This is a genomic window from Nocardioides sp. Leaf307, assembly GCF_001423135.1.
Classification (GTDB): domain Bacteria; phylum Actinomycetota; class Actinomycetes; order Propionibacteriales; family Nocardioidaceae; genus Nocardioides; species Nocardioides kribbensis.
The window spans coordinates 649,791-671,958 of sequence record NZ_LMNY01000001.1; the positions used below are offsets into that span (position 1 = coordinate 649,791).

A 22,168-nucleotide genomic window follows, 5' to 3' on the forward strand; every position below is an offset into this window, starting at 1 on the left:
GCGTCACCAGTTGGTGTGCTCGCGCGGCGCGGGCAGGGGGTGCTCGGCGTCGGTGACGAGGTAGGCCAGCCCGCCGGAGGTGGGCAGCCAGGCGTCCTCGAACTGTCCGCGGTCGTAGGTGCGGCGCACGCCGGTGCGGTCGCGGGCGGCGGGGTCGTTGACCACCACGTCGCCCGAGGCGGTGAAGCCCACGATGACCAGCAGGTGGCCGTTGGAGGCCGAGATCGGCGCGCCCGAGAGCTCGCCGGAGCCGAAGGAGATCGAGGCGATCACCGGGATGCCCGCCTTGATCATCAGCTCGGCCTCGCGCAGCGAGCGCAGCCGGGTCACGAAGGCGCCGCCGCCCTCGGGCGAGGTGGTGTGCAGCGCGGCGAAGGCGGTGTTGAAGGGCCAGTTGCCGGTGCCGTCGTAGGCGTGGTCGTAGGTGCTGCGGGCGGCGGCGTCGACCCACGGGTCGACGTGGCCCTCGCCGACCCAGGAGTAGGAGCCGGGGGAGGGCAGGGCGTCGTAGTAGGCCAGGACCATCGAGGTCGAGGTGGGGGAGCACCACGCCTCGCCGCCGCCGCCCCACTGCGGGTAGTGGCCCTGGTGGATCATCTGGGAGTAGCGGGGCACGTCGAGCACCACGCCGCGGGCCACGCCGGGCCTGGAGGTGGTGACGTCGCCGGTGGGCAGCCGCGAGGACATCGCCCCGACCGAGCCGAAGGACGGCGCCTTGGTCGACGCGCCCGCTCGCCGCATCAGCGAGACCCGCACCTGCCAGGCCGCCATGCCGGCCGTGCCGCCCACCTTCCAGGTGTCGACGTCGACGGAGGTGTCGTCGTCGTCCTGGCCGGAGACGGTGGTGCGCTGGACGAAGCGGTCGTCGGCGGCCCAGCGGCCGAGGGTGTCCCAGCCGGTCACCCTCCCGGCGGGGCCGCGGCCGCGGACCTCGACCTCGACCCAGCTGTCGCCGGGGGTGCGCGCCTCCCACGAGGCCACGAGCTGGGTCAGGCCGAAGCCCGGCTCGACCCAGCGGCCGGTCCAGCGGCCCACGTCGTAGGTGCGCCCGTCGTAGCCGCGGGTGGCCACGGGCTCGCCGAGGAAGACGCGGTCGCGGGCGACGCGGGTGCCGGCCAGCTGTCCCGCGCGGAAGGCCTTCGCGCCCTCGAAGCGGGTCTGGTCGACCTGCCGGGTGCTGGCGCGCCGCTCGGCCGGCGCCGGGTCCGCCGACGCGGAGCCGGTCGCGGCGGTCGCGGGGGCCAGCGGCGCGACGAGGGCGGCGCCGAGCAGGGCGCCGAGCAGGCGGGAGGCGGCGGGACGGCGGGGAGGACGCATGCCGCCACGATAAGTCACTCCCGTCACAGCAGTCACAGGATCCGGGGATGCGCCGGGCGGGGCCCCGCGCTCCTAGACTGGGCCCGTGACGCTCAGGCTCTACGACACCGCGACGCGCGAGGTGCGCGACTTCGTCCCCCTCGTCGAGGGTCGGGCGGGTCTCTACCTCTGCGGTCTCACCGTGCAGTCGGAGCCGCACGTCGGCCACGTGCGCTCGGGGGTGAACTTCGACGTGCTCCAGCGCTGGCTGCGCCACAGCGGCTACGACGTCACCTTCATCCGCAACGTCACCGACATCGACGACAAGATCCTCACCAAGGCCGCCGACCAGGGCCGGCCCTGGTTCAATCTGGCCTACGCGATGCACCGCGAGCTCGACCGCGCCTACGCCGCGCTCAACGTCGCCCCGCCGACCTACGAGCCCGCCGCCACCGGCCACGTGCCGGAGATGGTCGAGCTGATCGGCGCGCTGGTGGAGCGCGGCCACGCCTACGCCGCCGCCGACGGCTCGGGCGACGTCTACTTCGACGTGCGGTCGTGGCCGTCCTACGGCGAGCTGACGCGCCAGGGCATCGACGACATGGAGGCCGCCGAGGACGCCGACCCCCGCGGCAAGCGCGACCCCCGCGACTTCGCGCTGTGGAAGGGCCGCAAGACCACCGAGCCCGAGACCGCGTCGTGGCCCAGCCCGTGGGGCCGCGGCCGGCCGGGCTGGCACATCGAGTGCTCCGCGATGGCCGGCAAGTACCTCGGCCCCGCCTTCGACATCCACGGCGGCGGCGTCGACCTCCGCTTCCCCCACCACGAGAACGAGCAGGCCCAGTCCCGCGCGGCCGGTCACGCGTTCGCGTCGTACTGGCTGCACAACGCGTGGATCACCACCGCCGGCGAGAAGATGAGCAAGTCGCTGGGCAACACCCTCTCCATCCCCTCGGTGCTCCAGCGCGTGCGTGGGGTGGAGCTGCGGTTCTACCTCGTGGCCGCCCACTACCGCAGCCACGTGGAGTTCAGCTTCGAGGCGCTCGACGAGGCCGCCCAGGGCTTCCGGCGCATCGAGGGCCTCCTCGACCGCGTCGCCGCCGCCGGCGGTCCGGTCGAGCCCGCCGACGCCCTGCCCGCGGCCTTCGTCGCGGCGATGGACGACGACCTCGGCACCCCGGCGGCGGTGGCCGTGCTCTACGACGCCGTGCGCGAGGGCAACCGCCTGCTCGCCGCGGGCGACCACGCCGGCGCCCGGGAGCTCGCGGGCGGGGTGCGCGCCATGCTCGGCGTGCTCGGCCTCGACCCCGCCGACCCCGCCTGGGGTCCGGCCGCGGGCGCCGACGACCAGCTCACCCATGCCGTCGACGTCCTCGTCGCCGGCCTCCTCCAGCAGCGCGACGCGGCCCGGGCCGCCAAGGACTGGCCCACGGCCGACGCGCTGCGCGACCGGCTCAAGGACGCCGGCATCGCGATCGAGGACACCCCCGACGGACCGAAGTGGAGCCTGACCGATGCCCGGTAATTCCCAGCGCAAGGGCGCGATCAAGAAGACCGGCAAGGGCAACCCCACCGCCGGCTCCGGCGGGCGGGTCCGCCGCGGCCTGGAGGGTCGCGGCCCCACGCCCAAGGCCACCGACCGGCCCTACCACCAGGCCCACAAGGCCAAGAAGCGCGCCGAGAAGTCGGCCGAGCGCACCCCGCAGAAGCGGCGACGCACCGGCTCGACCGACATCGAGTGGATCGCCGGGCGCAACTCGGTGGTCGAGGCGCTGCGCGAGGGCGTGCCGGTCACCGGCGTCTACGTCGCCGAGGGTGCCGAGCGCGACGGGCGGCTGCGCGAGGCCTTCGCCCTGGCCGCGGACAAGGGCATCAGCCTGCTCGAGGTGGGCCGCCAGGAGCTCGACCGCCTCACCGCCGGCGCGGTCCACCAGGGCCTGGCCGCGAAGATCCCGGCCTACGAGTACGCCCACGCCGACGACCTGCTCGACCGCGCCGAGGAGGCCGGCGAGAAGCCGCTCATCGTGGTGCTCGACCAGGTCACCGACCCCCGCAACCTCGGGGCCGTCGTGCGCAGCGCGGCCGGCTTCGGCGCGCACGGCGTCGTCATCCCCGAGCGCCGCGCCGCCGGCATGACCGCCTCGGCGTGGAAGACCAGCGCGGGCGCCGCAGCGCGCATCCCGGTGGCCCAGACGGTCAACCTCGTGCGCCAGCTCAAGGCCTACCAGGACGCCGGCTGCATGGTCATCGGCCTGGCCGCCGACGGCGACGTCACCCTGCCCGAGCTCGACCTGGCCGACGGCCCGCTGGTCGTCGTGGTGGGCTCGGAGGGCAACGGCCTCTCGCGCCTGGTGTCGGAGACCTGCGACCAGCTGGTGTCGATCCCCATGGCCAACCAGGTGGAGTCGCTCAACGCCGGCGTCGCCGCCTCGGTCACCCTCTACGCCATCGCCCGGGCGCGCGCCTGACCCAGGCGGGTCAGGCGGTGCGCCGCCGACGCAGGAACGGGTCCTCCAGCGAGGGCGGCACGTAGCCCCGGTCGGCGGTGGCGAGGTCGGTGCCGGGCGGCACGATCTCGTCGATGCGGTCGAGCACGTCGGGGGTCAGCCGCACCTCGACGGCGCCCAGCTGGGTCTCCAGCTGCTCCATGGTGCGCGGGCCGATGATCGGCGCGGTCACCGCCGGGTGCTGGAGCACGAAGGCCAGGGCGAGGTGCACCAGCGTCAGGTCGAGCTCCTCGGCGAGCAGCGCGAGCTGCTCGACCGCCTCCAGCTTGCGCTGGTTGGCGGGGTCGGTGAGGTCGTACTGGCCCGCGCGCAGGCGCGAGCGGTGGTTGTCGGGGGCGTCCTGGCCCTGGCGGAAGCGGCCGGTGAGCCAGCCGCCGTTCAGCGGGCTCCACGGGAGCACACCCATGCCGTACCTCTGCGCCACCGGGAGCAGGTCGCGCTCGATGCCGCGGGCCAGCAGCGAGTACGGCGGCTGCTCGGTCACGAAGCGCCCCAGACCGCGGCGCTCCGAGGTCCAGTGGGCCTCGACCACCTCGTGGGCGGGGAAGGTGGAGCAGCCGAAGGCGCGGATCTTGCCGGCCCGCTGGAGGTCGGTGAGGGCGGCGAGCGTCTCCTCCACGTCGGTCTCCCGCTCGGGGCGGTGCACCTGGTAGAGGTCGATCCAGTCGGTGCGCAGGCGGCGCAGGCTGTGCTCGACCTCCTGCACGATCCAGCGGCGCGAGTTGCCGCGCTGGAGCGGGTCGCCGCCGGGCTGGCCCATGTCGACGTCCATGGGGCCGTGGAACTTGGTGGCCAGCACGACCCGGTCGCGGCGCCCGCCGGAGAGCGCCTTGCCGACGATCTCCTCCGACTCCCCGCGGGAGTAGACGTCGGCGGTGTCGACGATGGTGATGCCCGCGTCGAGCGCGCGGTGGATGATGCGCGTCGACTCGGCGTGGTCGGGCTCGCCCCAGGCGCCGAACATCATCGCGCCCAGGCACAGCGGGCTCACCTGCATGCCGGTGCGACCCAGGCTGCGATACTGGGACATCGAGGGCGTGGGCTGCTGCGTGCTGTCGGGGGCGGTGTCTGCTGCGGTGTCGGCGGCCATGGGCCCACGCTAGGCCGCCCGGCCAACCAGCACAGCCCCCCGACCTCCAGGAGCCGACCCCGTGCACGAGGAGCAGACCGGCCCGGCGCGGCGACGGCCGTGGAGCACGGCCGCGGTCGTCGCGGGCTACCTCGGCGCCTGGCTGGTGCTGGCCGCCCTCGCCGCCGTGCTGCTCTTCCTCGGCAGCGACCGCGAGGTCAACCTGGCCAGCCACGACGCCGTCGTGCGCCCCGACCTCACCGGCGAGGTCGTCGTGCGGACCGGTCCGGTGCTGCCCGACGTGCGGGTCGCCTCCGACAGCCGCATCGGCATCGACGTCAGGCTCGGCAAGACCGACGCCACGACGACCGGGGCGCTGCTCGACCGCTACGCCGTCATCGCCGCCCAGCCCGAGGGGCTGGAGGCCAAGCTGCGCGAGGCGGTCGAGGACATGGCCGTCGACGCCGCCCTGCGGGGCGCGGTGCTCGGGCTGGTGCCGCTCCTGGTGTGGGTGCTGGTGGGCGCTGACCGCCGCCGCGAGCTGCTGGGCGTGGCGCGCACGCCGCGGGGACCGCTCGCCGTGGCGCTGGTGGGGCTGATGGTCGCGGGGCTGTGGCAGCCGTGGGCGCCGCGCGAGGACCGGCTCACCGACGAGCAGCGCTGGGTCGCGCTCGACGACTTCCTCGGCCCGGGGGTGCCCGTGCCCGAGGAGCTGGCCGACGTCGAGGTGCTCGGCGACGTCACCACCGACGAGACCAGCCGTCTGGTCGCCAGCGCCGTCGACACCTACGACAAGAGCCGGGTCTTCTACGCCGACGCCGCGCAGGCCGCCGCCGACCTCGACCTCCACGAGCCGGCGGAGGGCGAGACCGTGGCGGTCGTCGTCTCCGACCGCCACGACAACGTCGGCATGGACGCCGTGGCCCGCGGCATCGGCGACGCCGCCGGCGCCAGCGCGGTGCTCGACCTCGGCGACGACACCTCCACCGGCCAGCCCTGGGAGGCCTTCTCCCTCGACTCCCTCAACGCCGCCTTCGAAGGCGATCCCTACGACGACCGCCGCTGGGCCGTCACCGGCAACCACGACAACGGCGACTTCGTGGGCCGCTACCTCGCCGACCGTGGCTGGACCCTGCTCGACGGCGAGGTCGTCGACGGCCCCGGCGGGGGCGACCTGCTGGGCGTCTCCGACCCCCGCGCGAGCGGCCTGGGCAGCTGGCGCGACGAGACCGGACTGTCCTTCGACGAGGTCGGCACCCGCCTGGCCGACGCCGCCTGCGGCGCCGAGGACCGCGTCGAGACCGTCGTGGTCCACGACGCCAACATGGCCCGCGAGGTGCTCGAGCGCGGCTGCGCCGACCTCGTCCTGGGCGGGCACCTGCACGTGCAGGGCGGGCCCGACCGGGTCGAGGCCACCGACGGCGACCAGGTCGGCTACACCGTCACCAACGGCACCACCGGCGGCGCGGCCTACGCCCTGGCGATCGGCAGCAAGATCCGTCGCGCCGCCGACGTCACGCTGGTCACCTACGCCGAGGACGGCCGGCCCGCCGGGGTGCAGTCGGTGCAGCTGCAGACCAACGGCGCCTTCACCGTGCGCGACTACGCCGAGCTGGAGCTGGTCGCGGCCGAGTGAGGGCCGGTGCCCGGCTCGGGGCTCACTCGGGCTCGACGGCGACGACCTCGTCGGGGCGGCGCGTGAGCTGGGTGGCGATGTAGTCGCGGGCGGTGTCGAAGATGTCGACCTCGCGCCCGGCCTGCTCGGAGAGGTACCACCGGTGCTCGAGGATCTCGTGGAAGACCTCGGCCGGCTCCAGCTTGCCCCGCGCCTCCGGCGGCACCAGGGCCGTCACCGGCTCGTAGATGCGCGTCAGCCAGCGGTTGGCCACCAGCGAGCGGTCCTCGCGGCCGAGGTCGTGGTGGGCGGTGAAGGAGGCGAGGTCGTTGAGCAGGCGTCGGGCCTGACCGTCCTCGACGTTGAGCCCGGTGAGGGCCTGCAGCTCGCGACGGTGGTGGCCGAGGTCGACGACCTTGGGCTGGATGCGCACCTGGTCGCCGTCGAAGTCGGTGACGATGTCGAGCTCGTCGACGTCGAAGCCGAGGTCGTTGAGCCGCTCGATGCGCTGCTCGATGCGCCACATCTCCTCGGCGGAGAACTGCTCGACACCGGTCAGCTCGTCCCACAGCTCGGTGTAGCGACGCCCCAGCAGCTCGACGACGGCGTGGGCGTCGATCTCGTGGCGCACCGACTGGCTGGCCTGGAGGTCGAGCAGCTCGGCGAAGACGTTCTCGGTGGCGACGGTGAGGTCGTGCTGGCGCAGCTGGTCGGACAGCGTGGCGTTGAGCTCCCCGGTCTCGGCGTCGACGAGGTAGGCCGCGAAGCCGCCCGCGTTGCGGCGGAAGAGCACGTTGGACAGCGAGACGTCGCCCCAGAAGAAGTCGGCGAGGTGCAGGCGCACCAGCAGCACCACGAGCGCGTCGACCAGCGAGGGCAGGTCGTCGGCGTCGAGGCCGTGGCTGAACAGGCTGCGGTAGGGCAGCGAGAACTGCAGGTGCTCGGTGAGCAGCGCCGCGGGCAGCTCCTCGCCGTCGGCGTCGACCCGGCCGGCCACCACCCCCTGGGGCACCACGGCGGGCAGGCCGAGCCGGCCGAGGTCGCGCAGCATCCGGTACTCCCGGAAGGCGATCGCCTCCACGGTCTCCTTCACCGCGTAGGTGCGCCCGCGCAGCCGCACGATGCGCACGACGTGGCGCGAGAGCCCGCGCGGCAGGGGCACGACGAACCGGTCGTCCCACTCCTCCAGCGGGGTCGACCAGGGCAGGGTCACGATCGCGGGATCGGGCCTGCTCGCGACGATGCGTAGCGCCATGGCCACAACCTAGACCCTCGCCCGGCCGGCCCCGGGCGGCTCAGAGCCGCCAGACCCGCACGCCGACCCCGTCGGCCGGCACGCGCAGGGTGCCGCGGCGGACCTTGAGCCGCCCGCCCGGGCCCCCCGGCTCGGTGCCGAGCAGCGCCTCGACGTCGCCGAGGGCCTCCTGGCCGGTGGCGAGCAGGGCACCCTCGGGCAGGTCGACGCTCCCGCCCGCGGCGCGTCGCGCGCACACCAGGAGCGACCCCGCGGGGTGCTCGCGCACGAAGACGAGGGTGTCGTCGTCGACGTGGGCCCACCGCAGGCCCCCGCGGGTCAGCGCGGGCTCCGCGGCGCGCAGCCGCGCGAGGGCGGCGTACGTCGCGAGCGTGTCGTGGTCCCAGTCGTCGCGGCGGTGCCACGGCATCGGGCGGCGCGCGTCCTCGCCGTTGACGCCCTCGAGGCCGATCTCGTCGCCGGCGAAGACCATGGGCACGCCGGGCAGGGTGAACTGGAGCCCGGCCGCGACCCGGTGGACCGGGGCGGAGCCGGTCAACGTGCGGATGCGCGCGGAGTCGTGGCTGCCGAGGATGCTCCACGACTGGGCGGTGGCCTGCCAGCCGTAGCGCGCCTGCCACTCGCGCAGGGTGCGGTGGACCTGCTGGCCCGGGCGTCGCGGCACGGGCACCGGGCGGCCGAAGGGGCGTGCGGGGGAGTCGGGGTCGCGCAGCCACGACCACACCGGCCAGGAGAAGCCGGAGTAGTTCATGGTGCCGTGCCACCCGTCGCCGTCGAGGTCGCCGGAGGCGTCGTGGTTGTGCTCGCCGATGACCCAGGCGTCGCCGCGCTCGGCCTCCGCCGTGCGCCGCACGGCCCGGGCGGTGGCGTGGTTGACGTCGACCGCGCCGAGGCGCCCGGTCATGTTGGCGACGTCGATGCGCCACCCGTCGACCGAGAAGGGCGGGCGCAGCCACCGCGCCACGACGCTGTCGGGGCCCTCGACCATGGCCGCGCGCAGGTCGGGGTCGGCGAGGTTGAGCTTGGGCAGCGTGCCGTGGCCCATCCAGCACTCGTAGCTGCCGTCGTGGGCGAAGTAGTACCACCCGCGGGTGGGGGAGTCGGGGGCCGACGCGGCCCGGGTGAACCACTCGTGGGTGTCGCCGGTGTGGTTGGTGGTGAGGTCGCCGAGCAGGCGCAGCCCCCGGGCGTGGACGGCCTCGGCCAGCCGCGCGTAGGCCGCGTCGCCGCCGAGCAGCGGGTCGACGCCGTCGAAGGTGGAGGCGTTGTAGCGGTGGTTGCTCTCGCCGGGGAAGACCGGCGTCGTGTAGAGCACGGTGGCGCCGACCTCGACGAGGTGGTCGAGGTGCTCGGTGACGCCGTCGAGGTCGCCGCCGAAGAGCTGGAGCGGCGTGCGCGGGTCGGAGCCCTCGAAGACGACCTCGTCGTCCCAGTGCGCCGGCACCGCCCAGGCCGGGGTCTCGCGCTCGTCGGCGGCCGTCGAGCGGGCGAAGCGGTCGGGGAAGACCTGGTAGACCACCGCCTCCCTGCCCCAGTCGGGCGCCCCGGCGTGGGTGGTGACGCGGAAGTCGAGGCTGTCGGGGCCGTCGTGCTCGACGACGCCGGCGGCGGTGAGCCAGCGCTGCGGGGAGCCGTCGGCCTCGGGACCCACCAGCAGGAAGCGGTAGTGGGTGACCGGGTTGTGCAGCGGCAGCTCGCCCTCCCACCACACCGACCCGTCGGCGCGGGCGTCGCGCGCGACCACGGTGCAGGCGTGGAAGGTGGGCTCCGCGTCGTACGTCGTGCGGATCCACACCCGCTCGACCGGGTCGTCGGCGGCGACCCGGCAGCGCACCCGCACCGACCAGCCCAGCGTCGGGGACTCGTCGTCGAGGTAGGCGGGGGACCCGTCGTGGTGGGGCTCGCGCAGCAGGCTCATGGCGCGGATTCTCCCTCACCGTGCGCCGCCCGGCTCGCGCCGCCGTCGGGCGCGGCGTCTAGGATGACGCCGCGCTCGACGAGCGCACGCCGGTGTAGCTCAGTAGGTAGAGCGCTTCTCTTGTAAAGAAGATGTCGCGGGTTCGACTCCTGTCACCGGCTCCACGACCCGCCCCACCACCGCTCTCACGCGCCGAGCAGCGCCCGCATCTGCTCGATCTCCGCGCTCTGGGAGTCGACGATCGACTCCGCCAGGGCCACCGCGTCGGCGTCCTCGCCCTCGGCGGCCTCGGTCTCGGCCATCTCCACCGCACCCTCGTGGTGGGCGACCATCATCTCCAGCCACTCCTCCTGGAAGGACGCGTCGGGCGCCTCCTCCAGCGCGTCCATCTCGGCGTCGCTCATCATGCCGGGCATGTCGGAGTCCATGTCCATGCCGCCGGACCCGTCCGTGCCCGTGCCGTCCTCGGCGTGGGCGTTGGCGTGGTCGTTGACGGTGGGGGGCACGGGCTGGTCCCAGGCGGTGAGCCAGTCGACCATCTGCTCGATCTCGGGGGCCTGGGCCGAGCGGATCTGCTCGACGAGGTCGGCCACCTCGGGGTCGAGGTCGCGGCCGGTGGTCATGTCGACCATGGCCAGGGCCTGGGCGTGGTGCTGGACCATGTCGGTGGCGAAGACGACGTCGGCCTCGTTGAAGTCGGCGCTCTCGGGCACCGAGACCGCGGCGGACCCTCTGTCGGAGCCGGTGTCGGAGCCGGAGCCGTCGTCGTCGCCGCAGGCCGCCAGGCCCGTGGCGAGGGCCGCGGCCGCGAGGCCGGCGGCGAGGGCCCGTCGCGTGCGGGCGTGGTTGGTGCGGGCAGGGGTGGTGCGGGTGGTGGTCATGGCTGTCTCGTCTCTCGTCGGTGGTGCAGGTGTGCGGGCGCGCAGGTGCCGGTCGTCGTCGACGACCGGCTCCTCAGCAGCGGCACACGCAGAGCGCGGAGAGCAGCGGTGGGTCGGGGTCGCGACCGCGGGCCGGCGGGGCGACACCGAGGAGGGTCAGCCGCGGCAGCAGCCAGGGGGTGCGGCGCAGTCCACGACCGAGGAGCAGCAGGGCGCCGAGGCCGCCGAGCAGCACCGCGAGACACAGCCCGGCCATCCCGTCGTCCACCGGGGGCGCCGACAGCACCGCCGTGTCCGGGCCGGTGCCCGGGGCCGCCGCGCCGGCCGTCTCGGTCTCGTGACCGGTCCGGTGGCCGGTCCCGTGGTCGGTCCCGTGGTCGGTGGCACCGGCGGGGGCGACGTGGGCGGAGTGGCCCGCGGAGTGGTCGCCGAGCCCGTGCATGCCGAACAGCCCGGCCAGCACCAGGAAGAGTGCGGCCAGGGCCCAGCGGGACCTCGACCTCGTCACGTCCTCCAGGGTAGCGAGGCGCTCAGCGCAGCCGTCGAGGGGCGAACGTCCTCGGCGGGGAGGCGATGGCCCCCTGGGCGGCCACCAGCTGGATTTCGCGGGTGCCGGCCGCGAGGGTCTCCTCGAGCACCGCGAACACGGTGCCGGTGGTGAGGGCGAGCGCCTCGGCGGGTGAGCCGGTGGTGCGCAGGTGGGCGAGGTAGAGCGCGGCGGTGACGTCGCCGCAGCCGTTGGGGGCGAGGGGCAGCAGGGGGGTGGTGACCGCCCACGCGCCGGTGTCGGAGACGGCGACGACGTCGAGGTGGCCCTCGGGCACCGCGTCGTGCAGCACCGAGGTGACCAGCACGTCGCGCGGGCCGCGCTCGCGCACGACGTCGACCGCGGCCAGCACCTCCTCCAGCGTCGTGGTGGTGGTGCCGGCGAGGAAGTCGAGCTCGAAGTGGTTGGGGGTGACGACGTCGGCGGCCGGCACCACGGTGTCGCGCATGAACTCGGGGATCCCTGGTCGCACGAACATGCCGCGCCCCACGTCGCCCATCACGGGGTCGCAGCAGTAGACCGCGGCGGGGTTGAGCTCCTTGACCCGCGCCACGGCGTCGAGCACGACCGCCCCGACGGCGGGGTCGCCCTGGTAGCCCGAGAGCACCGCGTCGGCCTGCCCGAGCACTCCCCGGTCGTCGATCCCGGCGATCACGTCGCGCACGTCGTCGGGGGCGAGGAGCGGGCCGCGCCACGCGCCGTAGCCGGTGTGGTTGGAGAAGTGCACGGTGTTGACCGACCACACCTCGTGGCCGAGGCGCTGCAGCGGGAAGACCGCGGCGGAGTTGCCGACGTGGCCGTAGGCGACCGAGGACTGGATCGAGAGGATCTGCACGGGACCATCATCGCGGGCCGGGTGGGCGGCGTGCGAGCCTGGGGGCGTGCCCCCGGCTCCCGACCTGCGCACGCGCTCCACCGCGCGGCTCGCGCTCACCGCGATGGGACCCGACGACGCCGAGCAGCTCTTCGCGATCCTCTCCGACCCGCGCGGGTGGTGGTTCGACCCCGCGGCACGCCACGTCGACCTCGCCCGCACCCGGGCGTACGCCGAGCGCGCTGCCGCGCGGTGGCCCGCCGACGGGCTGTCCTACTGGACCGCCCGCGACCTGCGCACCGGCGACGTGGTGGGCCTCGGCGGAGCCCAGCGCCACCGCAGCGGCGCGTGGAACCTCAGCTACCGCGTGGCCACCGGGCAGTGGGGCCGGGGCCTGGCGACGGAGCTGGCCGCCGCGGGCGTGGAGGCCGCACGCCTGGCCGACCCCACCAGCCCCGTGGTGGCTTTCGTGCTGGCCGCCAACACGGCCTCGGCGCGGGTCGCCGCAGCCGTCGGCCTGGTCGACCGCGGGCCCCGCGTCGACGTCAACGACGGCGTGGAGCGCCACGCGTGGAGCGACCGCCCCCTCGAGCCCGAGCCGGGCTGAGGCGGCGGACCCGGGTTCAGGCGACCTGGAGCGAGCGCTTCGAGAGCCCGATCCAGAAGCCGTCGATGCGCTGCTCGCCCGGGTCGTCGGCGCGGGTCGCCGCGCCGAGGGTCACGAAGAGCGGCGAGAGGTGCTCGACCGTGGGGTGGGCGTAGGGCAGGCCCGGTGCGCGGTCGGCGTAGGCCGCGAGCTCGTCGACGTCGCCGCGGGCCAGCGCCTCCGCGGCCCACGCGTCGAAGTCCTGCGACCAGGCAGGGGCCTCGGCGTCGATGCGGAAGTCGCGCAGGAAGGGCAGGCCGTGGGTGAGGAAGCCCGAGCCGATCACCAGGACACCCTCGTCGCGCAGCGGGCGCAGCCGCTCGCCGATCGCCAGCAGGCGGGCCGGGTCGTGGGTGGGCAACGACATCTGCAGCACGGGCACGTCGGCGTCGGGGTACATGACCTTCAGCGGCACCCACGCACCGTGGTCGAGGCCGCGGGAGGTGTGCTGGTGCACCGGCTCGCCCGCGGGCATCATCGCCGCGACCCGGGCGGCCAGCGCGCTGGCGTCGGGGGTGCGGTAGGTCATCCGGGAGTACTTCGGGTCGAAGCCGCCGAAGTCGTAGACCAGCGGGGCGCCGCTGGCGCTCAGGCTGATCGGGGCCGACTCCCAGTGGGCGCTGACGATGAGCACGGCGGTGGGGCGCGGCAGGTCACCGGCCCAGGCCGCCAGCTGCGAGGACCACAGCGGGTCGTCGAGCAGCGGCGGCGCGCCGTGGCCGATGTAGAGGGCGGGCACGCGCCCGGTGGCGGGCGTGGGTGAGGCGGTGGGTGCTGCGTCAGGCATGGTCACGTCCAGATCAATGGTTGAGGATTCAACCTTATTCCTTCGGGAGCGCCCACGCCACCGGGGAGCCACCCTGCTCGACGAGCATCCGGTCGACCGTCGAGAAGGGGCGGGAGCCGAAGAAGCCCCGGCTCGCCGAGAGCGGCGAGGGGTGCACCGACTCCACCGCCGGCACGTCACCCAGTGCGGGGCGCAGCGACTGGGCGTCGCGACCCCACAGGATCGCGGCCAGCGGCCCGCCCCGGGCCGCCAGCGCCGCGATCGCGGCGTCGGTGACCTGCTCCCAGCCCTTGCGGCGGTGCGAGGCCGACTCCCCGGGACGCACCGTCAGCACGCGGTTGAGCAGCATGACCCCGGCGTCGGCCCAGGCCGTCAGGTCGCCGTGCTGCGGCGGCTCGACGCCGACGTCGCTGCGCAGCTCGGCGTAGATGTTGGCCAGGCTGCGCGGCACCGGCCGCACGTGGGGGTCGACGGCGAAGCTCAGCCCGATCGGGTGCCCGGGGGTGGGGTAGGGGTCCTGGCCCACCACCAGCACCCGCACGTCGGCCAGCGGCCGCTGGAAGGCGCGGAAGACGTGCTCGCCGGCCGGCAGGTAGCCGTGGCCCGCCGCCACCTCCTCGCGCAGGAAGGCCCCCATCGCCGCCACCTGCGCGTCCACCGGGGCCAGCGCCTCGGCCCAGTCGGGGGCCATGAGGCCCTTCTCCACGAGTCCGGCGAGTGCGCTCATGCCGTGACGCTACCCAGCGCCGGAGGGGGTCGCCCCGGCGGCGTCGGAGGACCACTGCGCGATCCACTCGTCGAGCGCGACCCACGTCGTCCCCCGGGCCGCGCGACCGGTGAGCATGCCGAGGTGGCCGCCGGGCACGATCTCGAAGCGGACCTCGGGCGAGCCCGACAGCAGCGGCACGACGGCCTTGACCGCAGGCACCGGGGCGATGCCGTCGGTGGCGCCGGCGAAGACGAGCACGGGCACGTCGATGTCGGCGAGGTCGAGGGTGCGTCCCTCGACGTCGAAGATGCCGCCGACCAGGGCGTTGCCCTTGACGAAGCGGTGGTAGAGCTGGCCGAAGGTGCGCCCGGGGTAGGCGATCATGCCGTCGGTGAAGCGGTCGACCGCCTCGATCTGGGCCAGCCACTCGCCGTCGTCGAGGTTGCGGGCCACCGCGAGCGGCTTGGTGACGACCTTCTGGAACGACGAGAGCTGAAAGGCCCAGCGCACCAGCGGCTTCGGGGCGCCCCCGAGGGCCTGGTAGCCCCGCGTGACCAGGCCGCGGCCGTCGCTGAGGTTGAGCAGCGGGCGCAGCGGCGCCACCAGCGGCACCAGCCTGACGTCGACCGGGGAGCCGACCACGGTGAGCGAGGCGATGGGCAGGTCGGGGGAGCCCGCGGCCGCGAGCATCGAGAAGATGCCGCCCAGGCTCCAGCCCACCACGTGCACCGGGCGCCCGCCCGCGTGGGCCGAGGCCTCGCGCACGGCCGTGGGCACGACCTCCTCCACCCAGTGCTCCATGCCCAGGGCCCGGTCGCGGAAGGAGACCTGGCCGTACTCCACCAGGTAGGTCGGGCGGCCGGCGCGCACGAAGTGCTCGACCAGCGAGCAGCCGCGGCGCAGGTCGTAGCAGGTCGCGGGCGCCGCCAGCGGCGTCACCAGCAGCACCGGGTCGCCGGTCTGCTTGACCGCGGCGGCGGGCCGGTAGTGGTAGACCTCGCGCAGCGTGCCCTCGTCGATGAGGGTGCGCGGCATCGGTCGCAGGTCGGCGAGGCCGCCGTAGAGGACCTTCTGGGCGACGTTGCCGGCCGCGGAGACGACCTGATCGGGCTTGGGGATCAGATCCATGCTGCGAAAGTTACCCCGGGGGTCACGAGCGGCGGGCCGGCTTGACCGCCTTGCCGTGGGTGCCGACGTCGGAGAGCTCCGACATGAAGGAGGCCGCCCACGCCGCCACGTCGTGCTGGGTGACGGTCTTGCGCATCGCCTTCATGCGCCGGGTGGTCTCGCGGGGCTCGGCGTTGAAGGCCTCCAGCAGCGCCGACTTCATGCCGTTGATGTCGTAGGGGTTGACCAGCCACGCCTGGCGCAGCTCGTCGGCGGCGCCGGCGAACTCCGAGAGCACCAGGGCGCCGTCGTTGTCGTAGCGGCAGGCGACGTACTCCTTGGCCACGAGGTTCATGCCGTCGCGGTAGGGCGTGACGACCATGACGTCGGCGGCGGTGTAGAGCGCGGCCATCTCCTCGCGGGGGTAGGAGGAGTGCAGGTAGGAGATCGCCGGGCGGCCGATGCGGCCCAGGTCGCCGTTGATGCGGCCGACCAGCCGGTCGATCTCGTCGCGCAGGATGCGGTACTCCTCGACCTGCTCGCGCGAGGGCACGGCCACCTGCACGAAGACGGCGTCCTCGACGTCGAGCTGGCCGTCCTCGATCAGCTCGGCGTAGGCGCGCAGCCGGGCGAAGATGCCCTTGGTGTAGTCGAGCCGGTCGATGCCGAGGAAGACCTTGCGCGGGTCGCCGAGCGCCTCGCGGATCTCCGCGGCGCGCGCGACGACCGGCTCGGAGCGCGCCATCTCCTCGAAGCCGGCCGCGTCGATGGAGATCGGGAAGGGCGAGGCCCGCACGGTGCGGCCGTCGGGCAGGTAGACCAGGTCGCGGTGGGTCTTGTGGCCCACGCGCTGGCGCACGAGGCGCACGAAGTTCTGCGCCGCCCCCGGCAGCTGGAAGCCGACCAGGTCGGCGCCGAGCAGGCCCTCGAGCAGCTGGCGGCGCCACGGCAGCTGCTGGAAGAGCTCCGCGGGCGGGAAGGGGATGTGGAGGTAGAAGCCGATGCGCAGGTCGGGGCGCAGCGTGCGCAGCATCTGCGGCACCAGCTGCAGCTGGTAGTCGTGGACCCAGACCGTGGCGTCCTCGGCGGCCAGCGACGCGGCCTTCTCGGCGAAGCGCTGGTTGACGTGGACGTAGGAGTCCCACCACTCGCGGTGGAACTCCGGCTTGGCCACGAGGTCGTGGTAGAGCGGCCAGAGGGTGCCGTTGGAGAAGCCCTCGTAGAAGCCCTCGATGTCGGCCTGGGTCATCGACATCGGCACCAGCTCGAGGCCGTCGTGCTCGAAGGGCTCCAGGCCCTCCTCGGTGCCGCCGGGCCAGCCGATCCACACGCCGTCGTTGGCGCGCATCACGGGCTCGATGGCGGTCACGAGGCCGCCGGGGGAGGTGCGCCAGCCCGAGGACCCGTCGGGCTGGGTGACCCGGTCGACCGGCAGGCGGTTGGCGACGATGACGAGGTCGTAGGGCACGGGGCGACCCTAGTCAGTCCTCGGGGGCGGCGCGTCCCCCCGGTGGGGTGGATCGGGGGCGGATCGGAGGGGGGGCGGGGTCAGCGCTCGTGGGGGAAGCGCACACCGACCTGCGCGCGCAGGTCGTCCATCTGCCGCAGCAGGGCCAGGGTCTGGGCGTGCGGCACCAGCGGGCTCTCGCGCAGCCCCGCCGCGACGCAGCGCGCCACCTCGAGCAGCTCGTTGCCGTAGCCGCGCCCGACGACCGGCTCGGCGCCCTCGAGGAGCAGCACCTCGCCCAGCCCGCCGCCGTCGTTGCTGCTGCCCTCGGCGTACGGCGTGAAGGTGGCGGCGGCCGGGTGGTGGAAGTCGGGCAGGTCGACGCGGCCGAGGCTGGTGGCGACGGCGGCGGCGCGCGAGGACCACGACGTCATCGACGCGGTCATCGTGGCCAGGGCGCCGCCGGGGTAGCGACCGGCGACCGCGATGTCGAGGTCGATGCCGCCCTCGGAGAGCGTGGCGGTCGCGGTGAGGGCCTCGGCCTCCCCGAGCAGCAGGTGGGCCACGATGAGGGGGTAGATGCCCATGTCGAGCAGGGCGCTGGCCCCCAGCGCGGGGTCGAGCATCCGGTCGCCGGGGTCGGCGTCGACGCGGAAGCCGAGCTCGGCGTGGAGGTGGCGCGGCGTGCCGAGCTCGCCGGAGGCCAGCCGGGCGGCGACCTCGCGCACGACCGGGTGGGTCGCGGTCCACATCGCCTCCATGAGGAAGCGGTCGTGCTCGCCGGCCAGGCGCACCATCTCCTCGGCCTGGGCGGCGTCGAGGGTCAGCGGCTTCTCGCACAGCACGTGCTTGCCGGCCTCGAAGGCCAGGCGGGCGTGCTCGAGGTGGAGGGCGTGGGGGGAGGCGACGTAGACGACGTCGACCTCGGGGTCGGCCACGAGGGCCTCGTAGGAGCCGTGGGCGGTCGGCCGGGGGCCGATCCCGGCGTACCAGTCGGCGAACTCCTCGGCCGCCTCCTGGCGGCGCGAGCCCACGGCCACCAGCCGGGCGCCCGGGGTGAGCGCGAGGTCCTGGGCCACGCTGCGCGCGATCTTGCCGGTGGCCAGGAAGCCCCACCGCAGCTCGGGGACCGGGGCGGCGTCGGGCGTCGGGGTGGGGGCGCTCATGGGCCCCACCCTAGGAGCGCGACGCGCGGCGGGTCCGGCGGCGGTTCGAATGACACCGTTGTGGTTCGGCGACTACAGTGAGCCCCGGCCACCCCCACCACGACCTCCCGGAGCGCAACGCATGGAGCCGCAGCGAGACACCCAGCGCGACCCCGGCCACGCCGCGCTCAGCGAGCGCGACCGCGACATCCTCGAGTTCGAGCGGCAGTGGTGGAAGTTCGCCGGCGCCAAGGAGTCGGCGGTGCGCGAGAAGTTCGACATGAGCTCCACGCGCTACTACCAGGTCCTCAACGCCCTCATCGACCGCCCCGAGGCGCTCGAGGCCGACCCGCTGCTCGTGCGGCGGCTGCGGCGGCTGCGGGCCGCCCGTCAGCGCCAGCGCTCGGCGCGCCGCCTCGGCTTCGAGGTCTGACCCCTTCCCCAGCACGACTTCCCCAGCACGACCAGACCCTGACAGGGAGCTCCCATGCGGGTGCGTGACCAGCGAGGCGTCGTCTACCCCTCGCCCGTGGTGATCCTCTCCATCATCGCCGTCGCGATGGCGGCCGTGGCGTTCTTCGCGACCCAGGGCAGCGAGCCCACCGAGCGCGAGATCACCCCGATCGCGCGCGAGGAGGCCAGCCCCTCGCCGAGCGCCACGCCCGAGGCCGACGAGACGACCGAGCCGGCGGAGCCGGAGAAGACCAAGAAGCCGAAGCCCGCCGTGGAGCGCAGCGCGGTCTACGTCGAGGTCTACAACAACTCCAGCATCTCCGGCCTGGCCGCCGAGGCGGGCGCCAGCGCCTCCGACGTCGGCTGGCAGGTCGTCGGCACCGACAACTGGTACGGCACCGTGCCGGCCACCACCGTCTACTACCCCGCCGGCCTCAAGCGCGAGGGTGAGCTGCTCGCCCTCGACCTCGGCGTGGACCGCATCATGCCGGCGGTCGGCGTCATGAAGCCCGACCGCCTCACCCTGATCCTCACCGCGCCCCTGTCCTGAGCGCGGGGGCGTGGTTGGCTGGGTCCATGGAGTTCACCTCGACCCGGGGCGAGCAGCGCTACGCCGCCCTGGTCCGCGCCGCCGCCGAGACCGTCGTGGGCCTGGACTTCGACGGCACGCTGTCGCCCATCGTCGACGACCCCGAGCAGGCCCACATCCACCCCGACGCCAGCGCGGTGCTGGTCGACCTGGCCACGCAGGTCTCCGCGGTCGCCGTCGTGACCGGGCGGCCCGCGCGCCAGGCCCTCGACCTCGGCGGGCTCGAGGAGGTCGGCAACGCCGTCGGCGAGGCCGGCAAGGAGCTCTACGTCTTCGGCCAGTACGGCAACGAGCGCTGGAGCTCCACACGGCGCCGCGTGGTCGGGCCGCGCCCGCCGCACGGCCTGGCGACCTTCCTGCGCGACCTGCCCCGCACGCTGCGCAGCGCCGGCGCGGGGGAGGCGTGGCTGGAGGACAAGGGCCTCGCGGTGGCCGTGCACACCCGCCGCCTGCCCGACCCCGACGCGGCCTTCGAGGCGCTGCTCGGCCCTGTGGGCGACCTCGCCCGCAGCCACGACCTCAGCGTCGAGCCCGGCCGCCACGTGATCGAGGTGCGCTCGGCGGGCATGCACAAGGGGCTGGTGGTGGAGCGGCTGGTCGAGGAGCTGGGCGCCGGCGGCTTCCTCTTCGCCGGCGACGACCTCGGTGACGTCGAGGCCTTCGAGGCCGTCGGCGCTCTCGACGACGCGGGGCTGCCGACGCTGCGGGTGTGCTCGGCCAGCGACGAGGAGAGCACGCTCGTCGCGATGTCCGACGTCGTGGTCGCCGGGCCCGAGGGCGTCCTCGCGCTGCTGGCCCAGCTCACCGCCGACGCGCGCGACTCGCGGGCCTGACGCCGCCGTCCGCCCCTGGCGGTGCCCCCCTGGACCGGGCGGCTCAGTGCGCCGAGCAGCAGGGGATCTGCACGCGCTGCTCGAAGGCGACCAGGCCGCCACGACCCGGCTGCACGAGGAGCACGCACCGGCCCTCCCGCCACACCGGCCGGGCGAAGCCGGTGAGGTCGAGCGCCGCGTCGCGGCGTACGTCGCTCCCGGCCAGGCCCTCCACGGCGTCGACGCCGCTGTCGGCCTCGACGGCGGCGGGCGTGGTGACCCGCTCGACGGCGGCGCGGCCGGGGTAGTCGACCAGCCGCCCCGCCCGCCGGGCGCGGTGCTCGCCCAGTGCCGCCCGGGCGCCGCCGAGCAGCTCGGGCGGCCCGGCGCTGGCGCCGTCGAGCACCAGCGCGACCCCGGGCAGGGCCTCGGCCAGACGGCAGAGCACGTCGGCCCGGGCGGGGGGTCCCGCGCCCTCGCCGGGATCGGCCCAGGAGAGGGCGACCGCGGTGTGCGCGTCGGGCACGCGCACCACGTGGGTGCTGGCCCAGCGGTCCGACCCGGTGCCGGCGACCTGCGCGAGCACCTCGCCCACCGCGTGGACGAGGTGCTCGGCGGCGCCGTGGTCGCGGGTGCCGCCGTCGACGCCCAGCGTGGTGCGCAGGGGCGGGGTCACCTCGCCGGGACGACCCAGATCGGGTTCGTGTAGAACCACAGGTCCACCCACGGGTCGGCGTCGCCCATGACGTCGAGCGCCGGACCGGCCGGGTCGACGCCGGCGCCGAGGTAGCCCGGCTGCTGGCGGTTGCCGTCGGTGCCGCGCAGGCGCACGTAGAAGGCCTCCTCGGCCGTGCCAAGGTCGTGGCGGATCTGGAAGGTGCCGGTGCGCGCCGACGTGTCCCACTGCTCGACGACCGTGGTGTCGGGGGCGGTGAAGGTGTCGCGGTCGCTGGCCGAGGCCGGGTCCACGACGCCGCGCACGAGGTCGACGCGGTTGAGCCGGGGGGTGAACATCGCCCAGTTCGGGACGTCCTGGGCGGTGATGGTCACCACCAGGCTGAGGCGGGCGCCGCGCGGGGCGACCAGCGTGCCGCCGAGGGTCTCGGTGAGCCGCCCGGGGCGCCGTCCGTTGCCCCGCGTCGCGACCACCTTGACGTCGACCGACTTCACCAGGCCGCCGTGGTCGACCCACACCCGCCCGTCGCGCATGCCCTTCATCACCGCGCGGTAGGACCGCGAGGTCGTGCCGACGTGGGTGCGGCTGTAGAAGCCGGGCCAGAAGTCGCCCGCGGTGGTGTTGACCCGGCCGGCGTAGACCGGGTCGCCGTAGCGGCCGTCGGCGTTGAACTGCTCGGAGGTGGAGCCGTCGGGGCGCCGCGAGGTGTCGGTCCAGTTGACGTGGGAGTCGGAGTTGGCGCTGATCGACCAGGGCTTGCCCTCGGCCAGCAGGGAGTCCCACAGCCCGCCGACGGTGGAGGTCATCCAGTCGAAGCCGCCCCACGTGCGGTAGCTCTCGGGCGGGTAGGCGGCGAAGGAGTTCGGGCCGGGCGCGTTGCCGTAGTAGCCGCGCGAGGAGCCGGCGCCGTAGCCCTCGGGCAGACCGGCGGCCTGGTGGCCGGGCGCACCCTCGAAGCCGATGGCCACGCTCGGGTCGGCGTCGCGCCAGGCGCGGATCTCGTGGGGGCTGTCGATGCCGTTGCGGGCGGGGTGGTTGGCCAGGAAGAGCGCGTCGGTGACCCGCTTGCGGCTGACCTGCCGGCCCAGCCACTGGATGCCGGCCACGGCCAGCGCCTCGTTCTCCGGGCTGCTGGCGGAGGCGCCCTTGACCGAGCCGTCGTAGTCGTTCTCGAACTGCTTGAGCACCGCGACCTCGTGCGGACCCGGAGCGACGAAGACCGTGCCGTGCTCGGCGGCGGGGATGTTCCACTCCAGGCCCTGGAAGACCAGGGTGCCGGGCAGCTCGGCGCGGGCGTCCAGGATGTCGGGGTTGACCAGGTCGACGCCGATGCGGGCGTGGGTGGCGCCGCCGTGGTCGGTGATGACCAGCCAGTCCAGGCCGTAGGCCGCTGCGTGCTGGGCCTGGTCGAGCACGGTGTACTGACCGTCGGAGCTGTGCTGGGTGTGGATGTGGTGGTCGCCGGCCAGCCACTGCGTGACCGCGCCGCCGGAGGGGCCGGGGCCGCGTCGGGCGGCCTCCTCCGCGGTGGCCGCGGTGACACCGCTCATGCCGGCCATGCCGGCCGCCGCCGCGCCGGTGAGCCCGGCCGCGCGCAGCAGGTTGCGCCGTGACAGCTCGCCGGGGGAGAGGTCGGTGTCGGCGGTGTCGCTCGCCAGCGCCGCCGACGTCAGCGCGGTGGCCTCGTCGGTGGTGTGGCGGTGGTGGGTGTGCCCGTGGGAGTGCCCGTGGGAGTGGTCGTGCGGGTGGTGGGGGTCGTGGGTGTGGCCGTCGTGCGTGCTCACTGTCGCTCTCCTCGAGACGTGGGGGAGCCGGCCGCCGCGGGCCAGCCCTGCGACGTTCCACCGCGACGGTGAACGCCGGCCCCGCTGTGCGCGGCCCGCCGGTGAACGACG

21 protein-coding genes and 1 tRNA gene are annotated in these 22,168 nt (G+C 74.7%); 8 read left to right on the plus strand and 14 right to left on the minus strand.

The window, feature by feature from the left end:
- Positions 1–3: 3 nt before the first annotated feature.
- Positions 4–1,317: a C39 family peptidase gene (locus tag ASF50_RS03035; protein ID WP_056903442.1), complete on the minus strand. Its 1,314-nt coding sequence runs from the start codon at positions 1,315–1,317 to the stop codon at positions 4–6.
- 85 nt (positions 1,318–1,402) lie between these two features.
- Between ASF50_RS03035 and cysS the strand changes: the two genes are divergently transcribed.
- Together cysS and rlmB are read left to right on the plus strand one after the other, a co-directional pair.
- Complete coding sequence (gene cysS, locus ASF50_RS03040; RefSeq protein WP_056903443.1) at positions 1,403–2,821, plus strand: cysteine--tRNA ligase; 1,419 nt, start codon at positions 1,403–1,405, stop codon at positions 2,819–2,821.
- Positions 2,811–3,764 (plus strand): 23S rRNA (guanosine(2251)-2'-O)-methyltransferase RlmB, encoded by a 954-nt coding sequence (rlmB, locus tag ASF50_RS03045; protein WP_056863494.1) that lies wholly within the window; start codon positions 2,811–2,813, stop codon positions 3,762–3,764. Before cysS ends, rlmB begins: the two co-directional genes overlap by 11 nt.
- Positions 3,765–3,774: 10 nt before the next feature.
- On the opposite strand, the gene ASF50_RS03050 is transcribed toward rlmB, so the two are convergent.
- Positions 3,775–4,833, minus strand: a complete 1,059-nt coding sequence (locus tag ASF50_RS03050) for an aldo/keto reductase (protein ID WP_056904205.1) — start codon at positions 4,831–4,833, stop codon at positions 3,775–3,777.
- A 121-nt stretch (positions 4,834–4,954) separates the two neighbouring features.
- Between ASF50_RS03050 and ASF50_RS03055 the strand changes: the two genes are divergently transcribed.
- Complete coding sequence (locus ASF50_RS03055; RefSeq protein ID WP_235557535.1) at positions 4,955–6,508, plus strand: metallophosphoesterase; 1,554 nt, start codon at positions 4,955–4,957, stop codon at positions 6,506–6,508.
- A gap of 22 nt (positions 6,509–6,530) precedes the next feature.
- Here ASF50_RS03055 and ASF50_RS03060 read toward each other — a convergent pair whose 3' ends face one another.
- Positions 6,531–7,742: a DUF4032 domain-containing protein gene (locus ASF50_RS03060; protein WP_056903444.1), complete on the minus strand. Its 1,212-nt coding sequence runs from the start codon at positions 7,740–7,742 to the stop codon at positions 6,531–6,533.
- 40 nt (positions 7,743–7,782) lie between these two features.
- Complete coding sequence (locus tag ASF50_RS03065; RefSeq protein WP_056903445.1) at positions 7,783–9,660, minus strand: glycoside hydrolase family 13 protein; 1,878 nt, start codon at positions 9,658–9,660, stop codon at positions 7,783–7,785.
- Positions 9,661–9,748: 88 nt separating this feature from the next.
- Between ASF50_RS03065 and ASF50_RS03070 the strand changes: the two genes are divergently transcribed.
- A tRNA-Thr gene (locus ASF50_RS03070) sits at positions 9,749–9,824 on the plus strand.
- Between the two features lie 21 nt (positions 9,825–9,845).
- Here ASF50_RS03070 and ASF50_RS03075 read toward each other — a convergent pair.
- The 3 genes from ASF50_RS03075 to pdxY form a co-directional block, all read right to left on the minus strand.
- The gene (locus ASF50_RS03075; RefSeq protein WP_082502709.1) at positions 9,846–10,541 is read right to left on the minus strand and encodes a DUF305 domain-containing protein; all 696 of its coding nucleotides are present in this window, start codon (positions 10,539–10,541) and stop codon (positions 9,846–9,848) included.
- A 73-nt stretch (positions 10,542–10,614) separates the two neighbouring features.
- Positions 10,615–11,049, minus strand: a complete 435-nt coding sequence (locus ASF50_RS03080) for a hypothetical protein (protein ID WP_156718051.1) — start codon at positions 11,047–11,049, stop codon at positions 10,615–10,617.
- Between the two features lie 22 nt (positions 11,050–11,071).
- A complete protein-coding gene (gene pdxY, locus ASF50_RS03085) occupies positions 11,072–11,923 on the minus strand; it encodes a pyridoxal kinase PdxY (RefSeq protein ID WP_056903447.1) in 852 nt (283 codons plus the stop codon).
- A gap of 46 nt (positions 11,924–11,969) precedes the next feature.
- Between pdxY and ASF50_RS03090 the strand changes: the two genes are divergently transcribed.
- Entirely contained in the window at positions 11,970–12,509 is a 540-nt protein-coding gene (locus tag ASF50_RS03090; RefSeq protein ID WP_056863500.1) for a GNAT family N-acetyltransferase, read from the plus strand.
- A gap of 16 nt (positions 12,510–12,525) precedes the next feature.
- Here ASF50_RS03090 and ASF50_RS03095 read toward each other — a convergent pair whose 3' ends face one another.
- From ASF50_RS03095 to ASF50_RS03115, 5 genes are all read right to left on the minus strand, one after another.
- A complete protein-coding gene (locus ASF50_RS03095) occupies positions 12,526–13,335 on the minus strand; it encodes a dioxygenase (protein WP_200920026.1) in 810 nt (269 codons plus the stop codon).
- A 34-nt stretch (positions 13,336–13,369) separates the two neighbouring features.
- Positions 13,370–14,062: a uracil-DNA glycosylase gene (locus ASF50_RS03100; RefSeq protein ID WP_056903448.1), complete on the minus strand. Its 693-nt coding sequence runs from the start codon at positions 14,060–14,062 to the stop codon at positions 13,370–13,372.
- 9 nt (positions 14,063–14,071) lie between these two features.
- On the minus strand, positions 14,072–15,172 hold the full coding sequence (locus ASF50_RS03105; RefSeq protein ID WP_056903449.1) for an alpha/beta fold hydrolase: 1,101 nt from the start codon (positions 15,170–15,172) through the stop codon (positions 14,072–14,074).
- A 22-nt stretch (positions 15,173–15,194) separates the two neighbouring features.
- Positions 15,195–16,619, minus strand: a complete 1,425-nt coding sequence (locus tag ASF50_RS03110; RefSeq protein ID WP_056903450.1) for an alpha,alpha-trehalose-phosphate synthase (UDP-forming) — start codon at positions 16,617–16,619, stop codon at positions 15,195–15,197.
- A gap of 80 nt (positions 16,620–16,699) precedes the next feature.
- Entirely contained in the window at positions 16,700–17,764 is a 1,065-nt protein-coding gene (locus tag ASF50_RS03115) for a Gfo/Idh/MocA family protein (RefSeq protein WP_056903451.1), read from the minus strand.
- Between the two features lie 121 nt (positions 17,765–17,885).
- Between ASF50_RS03115 and ASF50_RS03120 the strand changes: the two genes are divergently transcribed.
- Genes ASF50_RS03120 through otsB form a run of 3 tightly spaced genes read left to right on the plus strand, consistent with a single transcriptional unit; the run spans position 17,886 to position 19,618 of the window.
- Positions 17,886–18,176: a DUF3263 domain-containing protein gene (locus tag ASF50_RS03120; RefSeq protein ID WP_056903452.1), complete on the plus strand. Its 291-nt coding sequence runs from the start codon at positions 17,886–17,888 to the stop codon at positions 18,174–18,176.
- A 54-nt stretch (positions 18,177–18,230) separates the two neighbouring features.
- Positions 18,231–18,746, plus strand: a complete 516-nt coding sequence (locus ASF50_RS03125) for a LytR C-terminal domain-containing protein (RefSeq protein WP_056863506.1) — start codon at positions 18,231–18,233, stop codon at positions 18,744–18,746.
- A 26-nt stretch (positions 18,747–18,772) separates the two neighbouring features.
- Positions 18,773–19,618, plus strand: coding sequence for a trehalose-phosphatase (gene otsB, locus ASF50_RS03130; RefSeq protein WP_056863507.1), 846 nt, complete (start codon positions 18,773–18,775; stop codon positions 19,616–19,618).
- A 43-nt stretch (positions 19,619–19,661) separates the two neighbouring features.
- Here otsB and ASF50_RS03135 read toward each other — a convergent pair whose 3' ends face one another.
- Both ASF50_RS03135 and ASF50_RS19230 read right to left on the minus strand, forming a co-directional pair.
- Positions 19,662–20,273, minus strand: coding sequence for a hypothetical protein (locus tag ASF50_RS03135; RefSeq protein ID WP_056903453.1), 612 nt, complete (start codon positions 20,271–20,273; stop codon positions 19,662–19,664).
- Positions 20,270–22,057, minus strand: coding sequence for a PHP domain-containing protein (locus ASF50_RS19230; protein WP_056903454.1), 1,788 nt, complete (start codon positions 22,055–22,057; stop codon positions 20,270–20,272). Before ASF50_RS19230 ends, ASF50_RS03135 begins: the two co-directional genes overlap by 4 nt.
- Positions 22,058–22,168: the final 111 nt, after the last annotated feature.

What these genes read in the sequence shown, in the direction of transcription:
- ASF50_RS03035 (WP_056903442.1), bottom strand. Translation starts at nt 1,317, where the DNA reads ATGCGTCCTCCCCGCCGTCCCGCCGCCTCCCGCCTGCTCGGCGCCCTG.
- rlmB (WP_056863494.1), top strand. Translation starts at nt 2,811, where the DNA reads ATGCCCGGTAATTCCCAGCGCAAGGGCGCGATCAAGAAGACCGGCAAG.
- ASF50_RS03050 (WP_056904205.1), bottom strand. Translation starts at nt 4,833, where the DNA reads ATGTCCCAGTATCGCAGCCTGGGTCGCACCGGCATGCAGGTGAGCCCG.
- ASF50_RS03060 (WP_056903444.1), bottom strand. Translation starts at nt 7,742, where the DNA reads ATGGCGCTACGCATCGTCGCGAGCAGGCCCGATCCCGCGATCGTGACC.
- ASF50_RS03065 (WP_056903445.1), bottom strand. Translation starts at nt 9,660, where the DNA reads ATGAGCCTGCTGCGCGAGCCCCACCACGACGGGTCCCCCGCCTACCTC.
- ASF50_RS03075 (WP_082502709.1), bottom strand. Translation starts at nt 10,541, where the DNA reads ATGACCACCACCCGCACCACCCCTGCCCGCACCAACCACGCCCGCACG.
- ASF50_RS03095 (WP_200920026.1), bottom strand. Translation starts at nt 13,335, where the DNA reads ATGCCTGACGCAGCACCCACCGCCTCACCCACGCCCGCCACCGGGCGC.
- ASF50_RS03100 (WP_056903448.1), bottom strand. Translation starts at nt 14,062, where the DNA reads ATGAGCGCACTCGCCGGACTCGTGGAGAAGGGCCTCATGGCCCCCGAC.
- ASF50_RS03105 (WP_056903449.1), bottom strand. Translation starts at nt 15,172, where the DNA reads ATGGATCTGATCCCCAAGCCCGATCAGGTCGTCTCCGCGGCCGGCAAC.
- ASF50_RS03115 (WP_056903451.1), bottom strand. Translation starts at nt 17,764, where the DNA reads ATGAGCGCCCCCACCCCGACGCCCGACGCCGCCCCGGTCCCCGAGCTG.
- ASF50_RS03120 (WP_056903452.1), top strand. Translation starts at nt 17,886, where the DNA reads ATGGAGCCGCAGCGAGACACCCAGCGCGACCCCGGCCACGCCGCGCTC.
- ASF50_RS03125 (WP_056863506.1), top strand. Translation starts at nt 18,231, where the DNA reads ATGCGGGTGCGTGACCAGCGAGGCGTCGTCTACCCCTCGCCCGTGGTG.
- otsB (WP_056863507.1), top strand. Translation starts at nt 18,773, where the DNA reads ATGGAGTTCACCTCGACCCGGGGCGAGCAGCGCTACGCCGCCCTGGTC.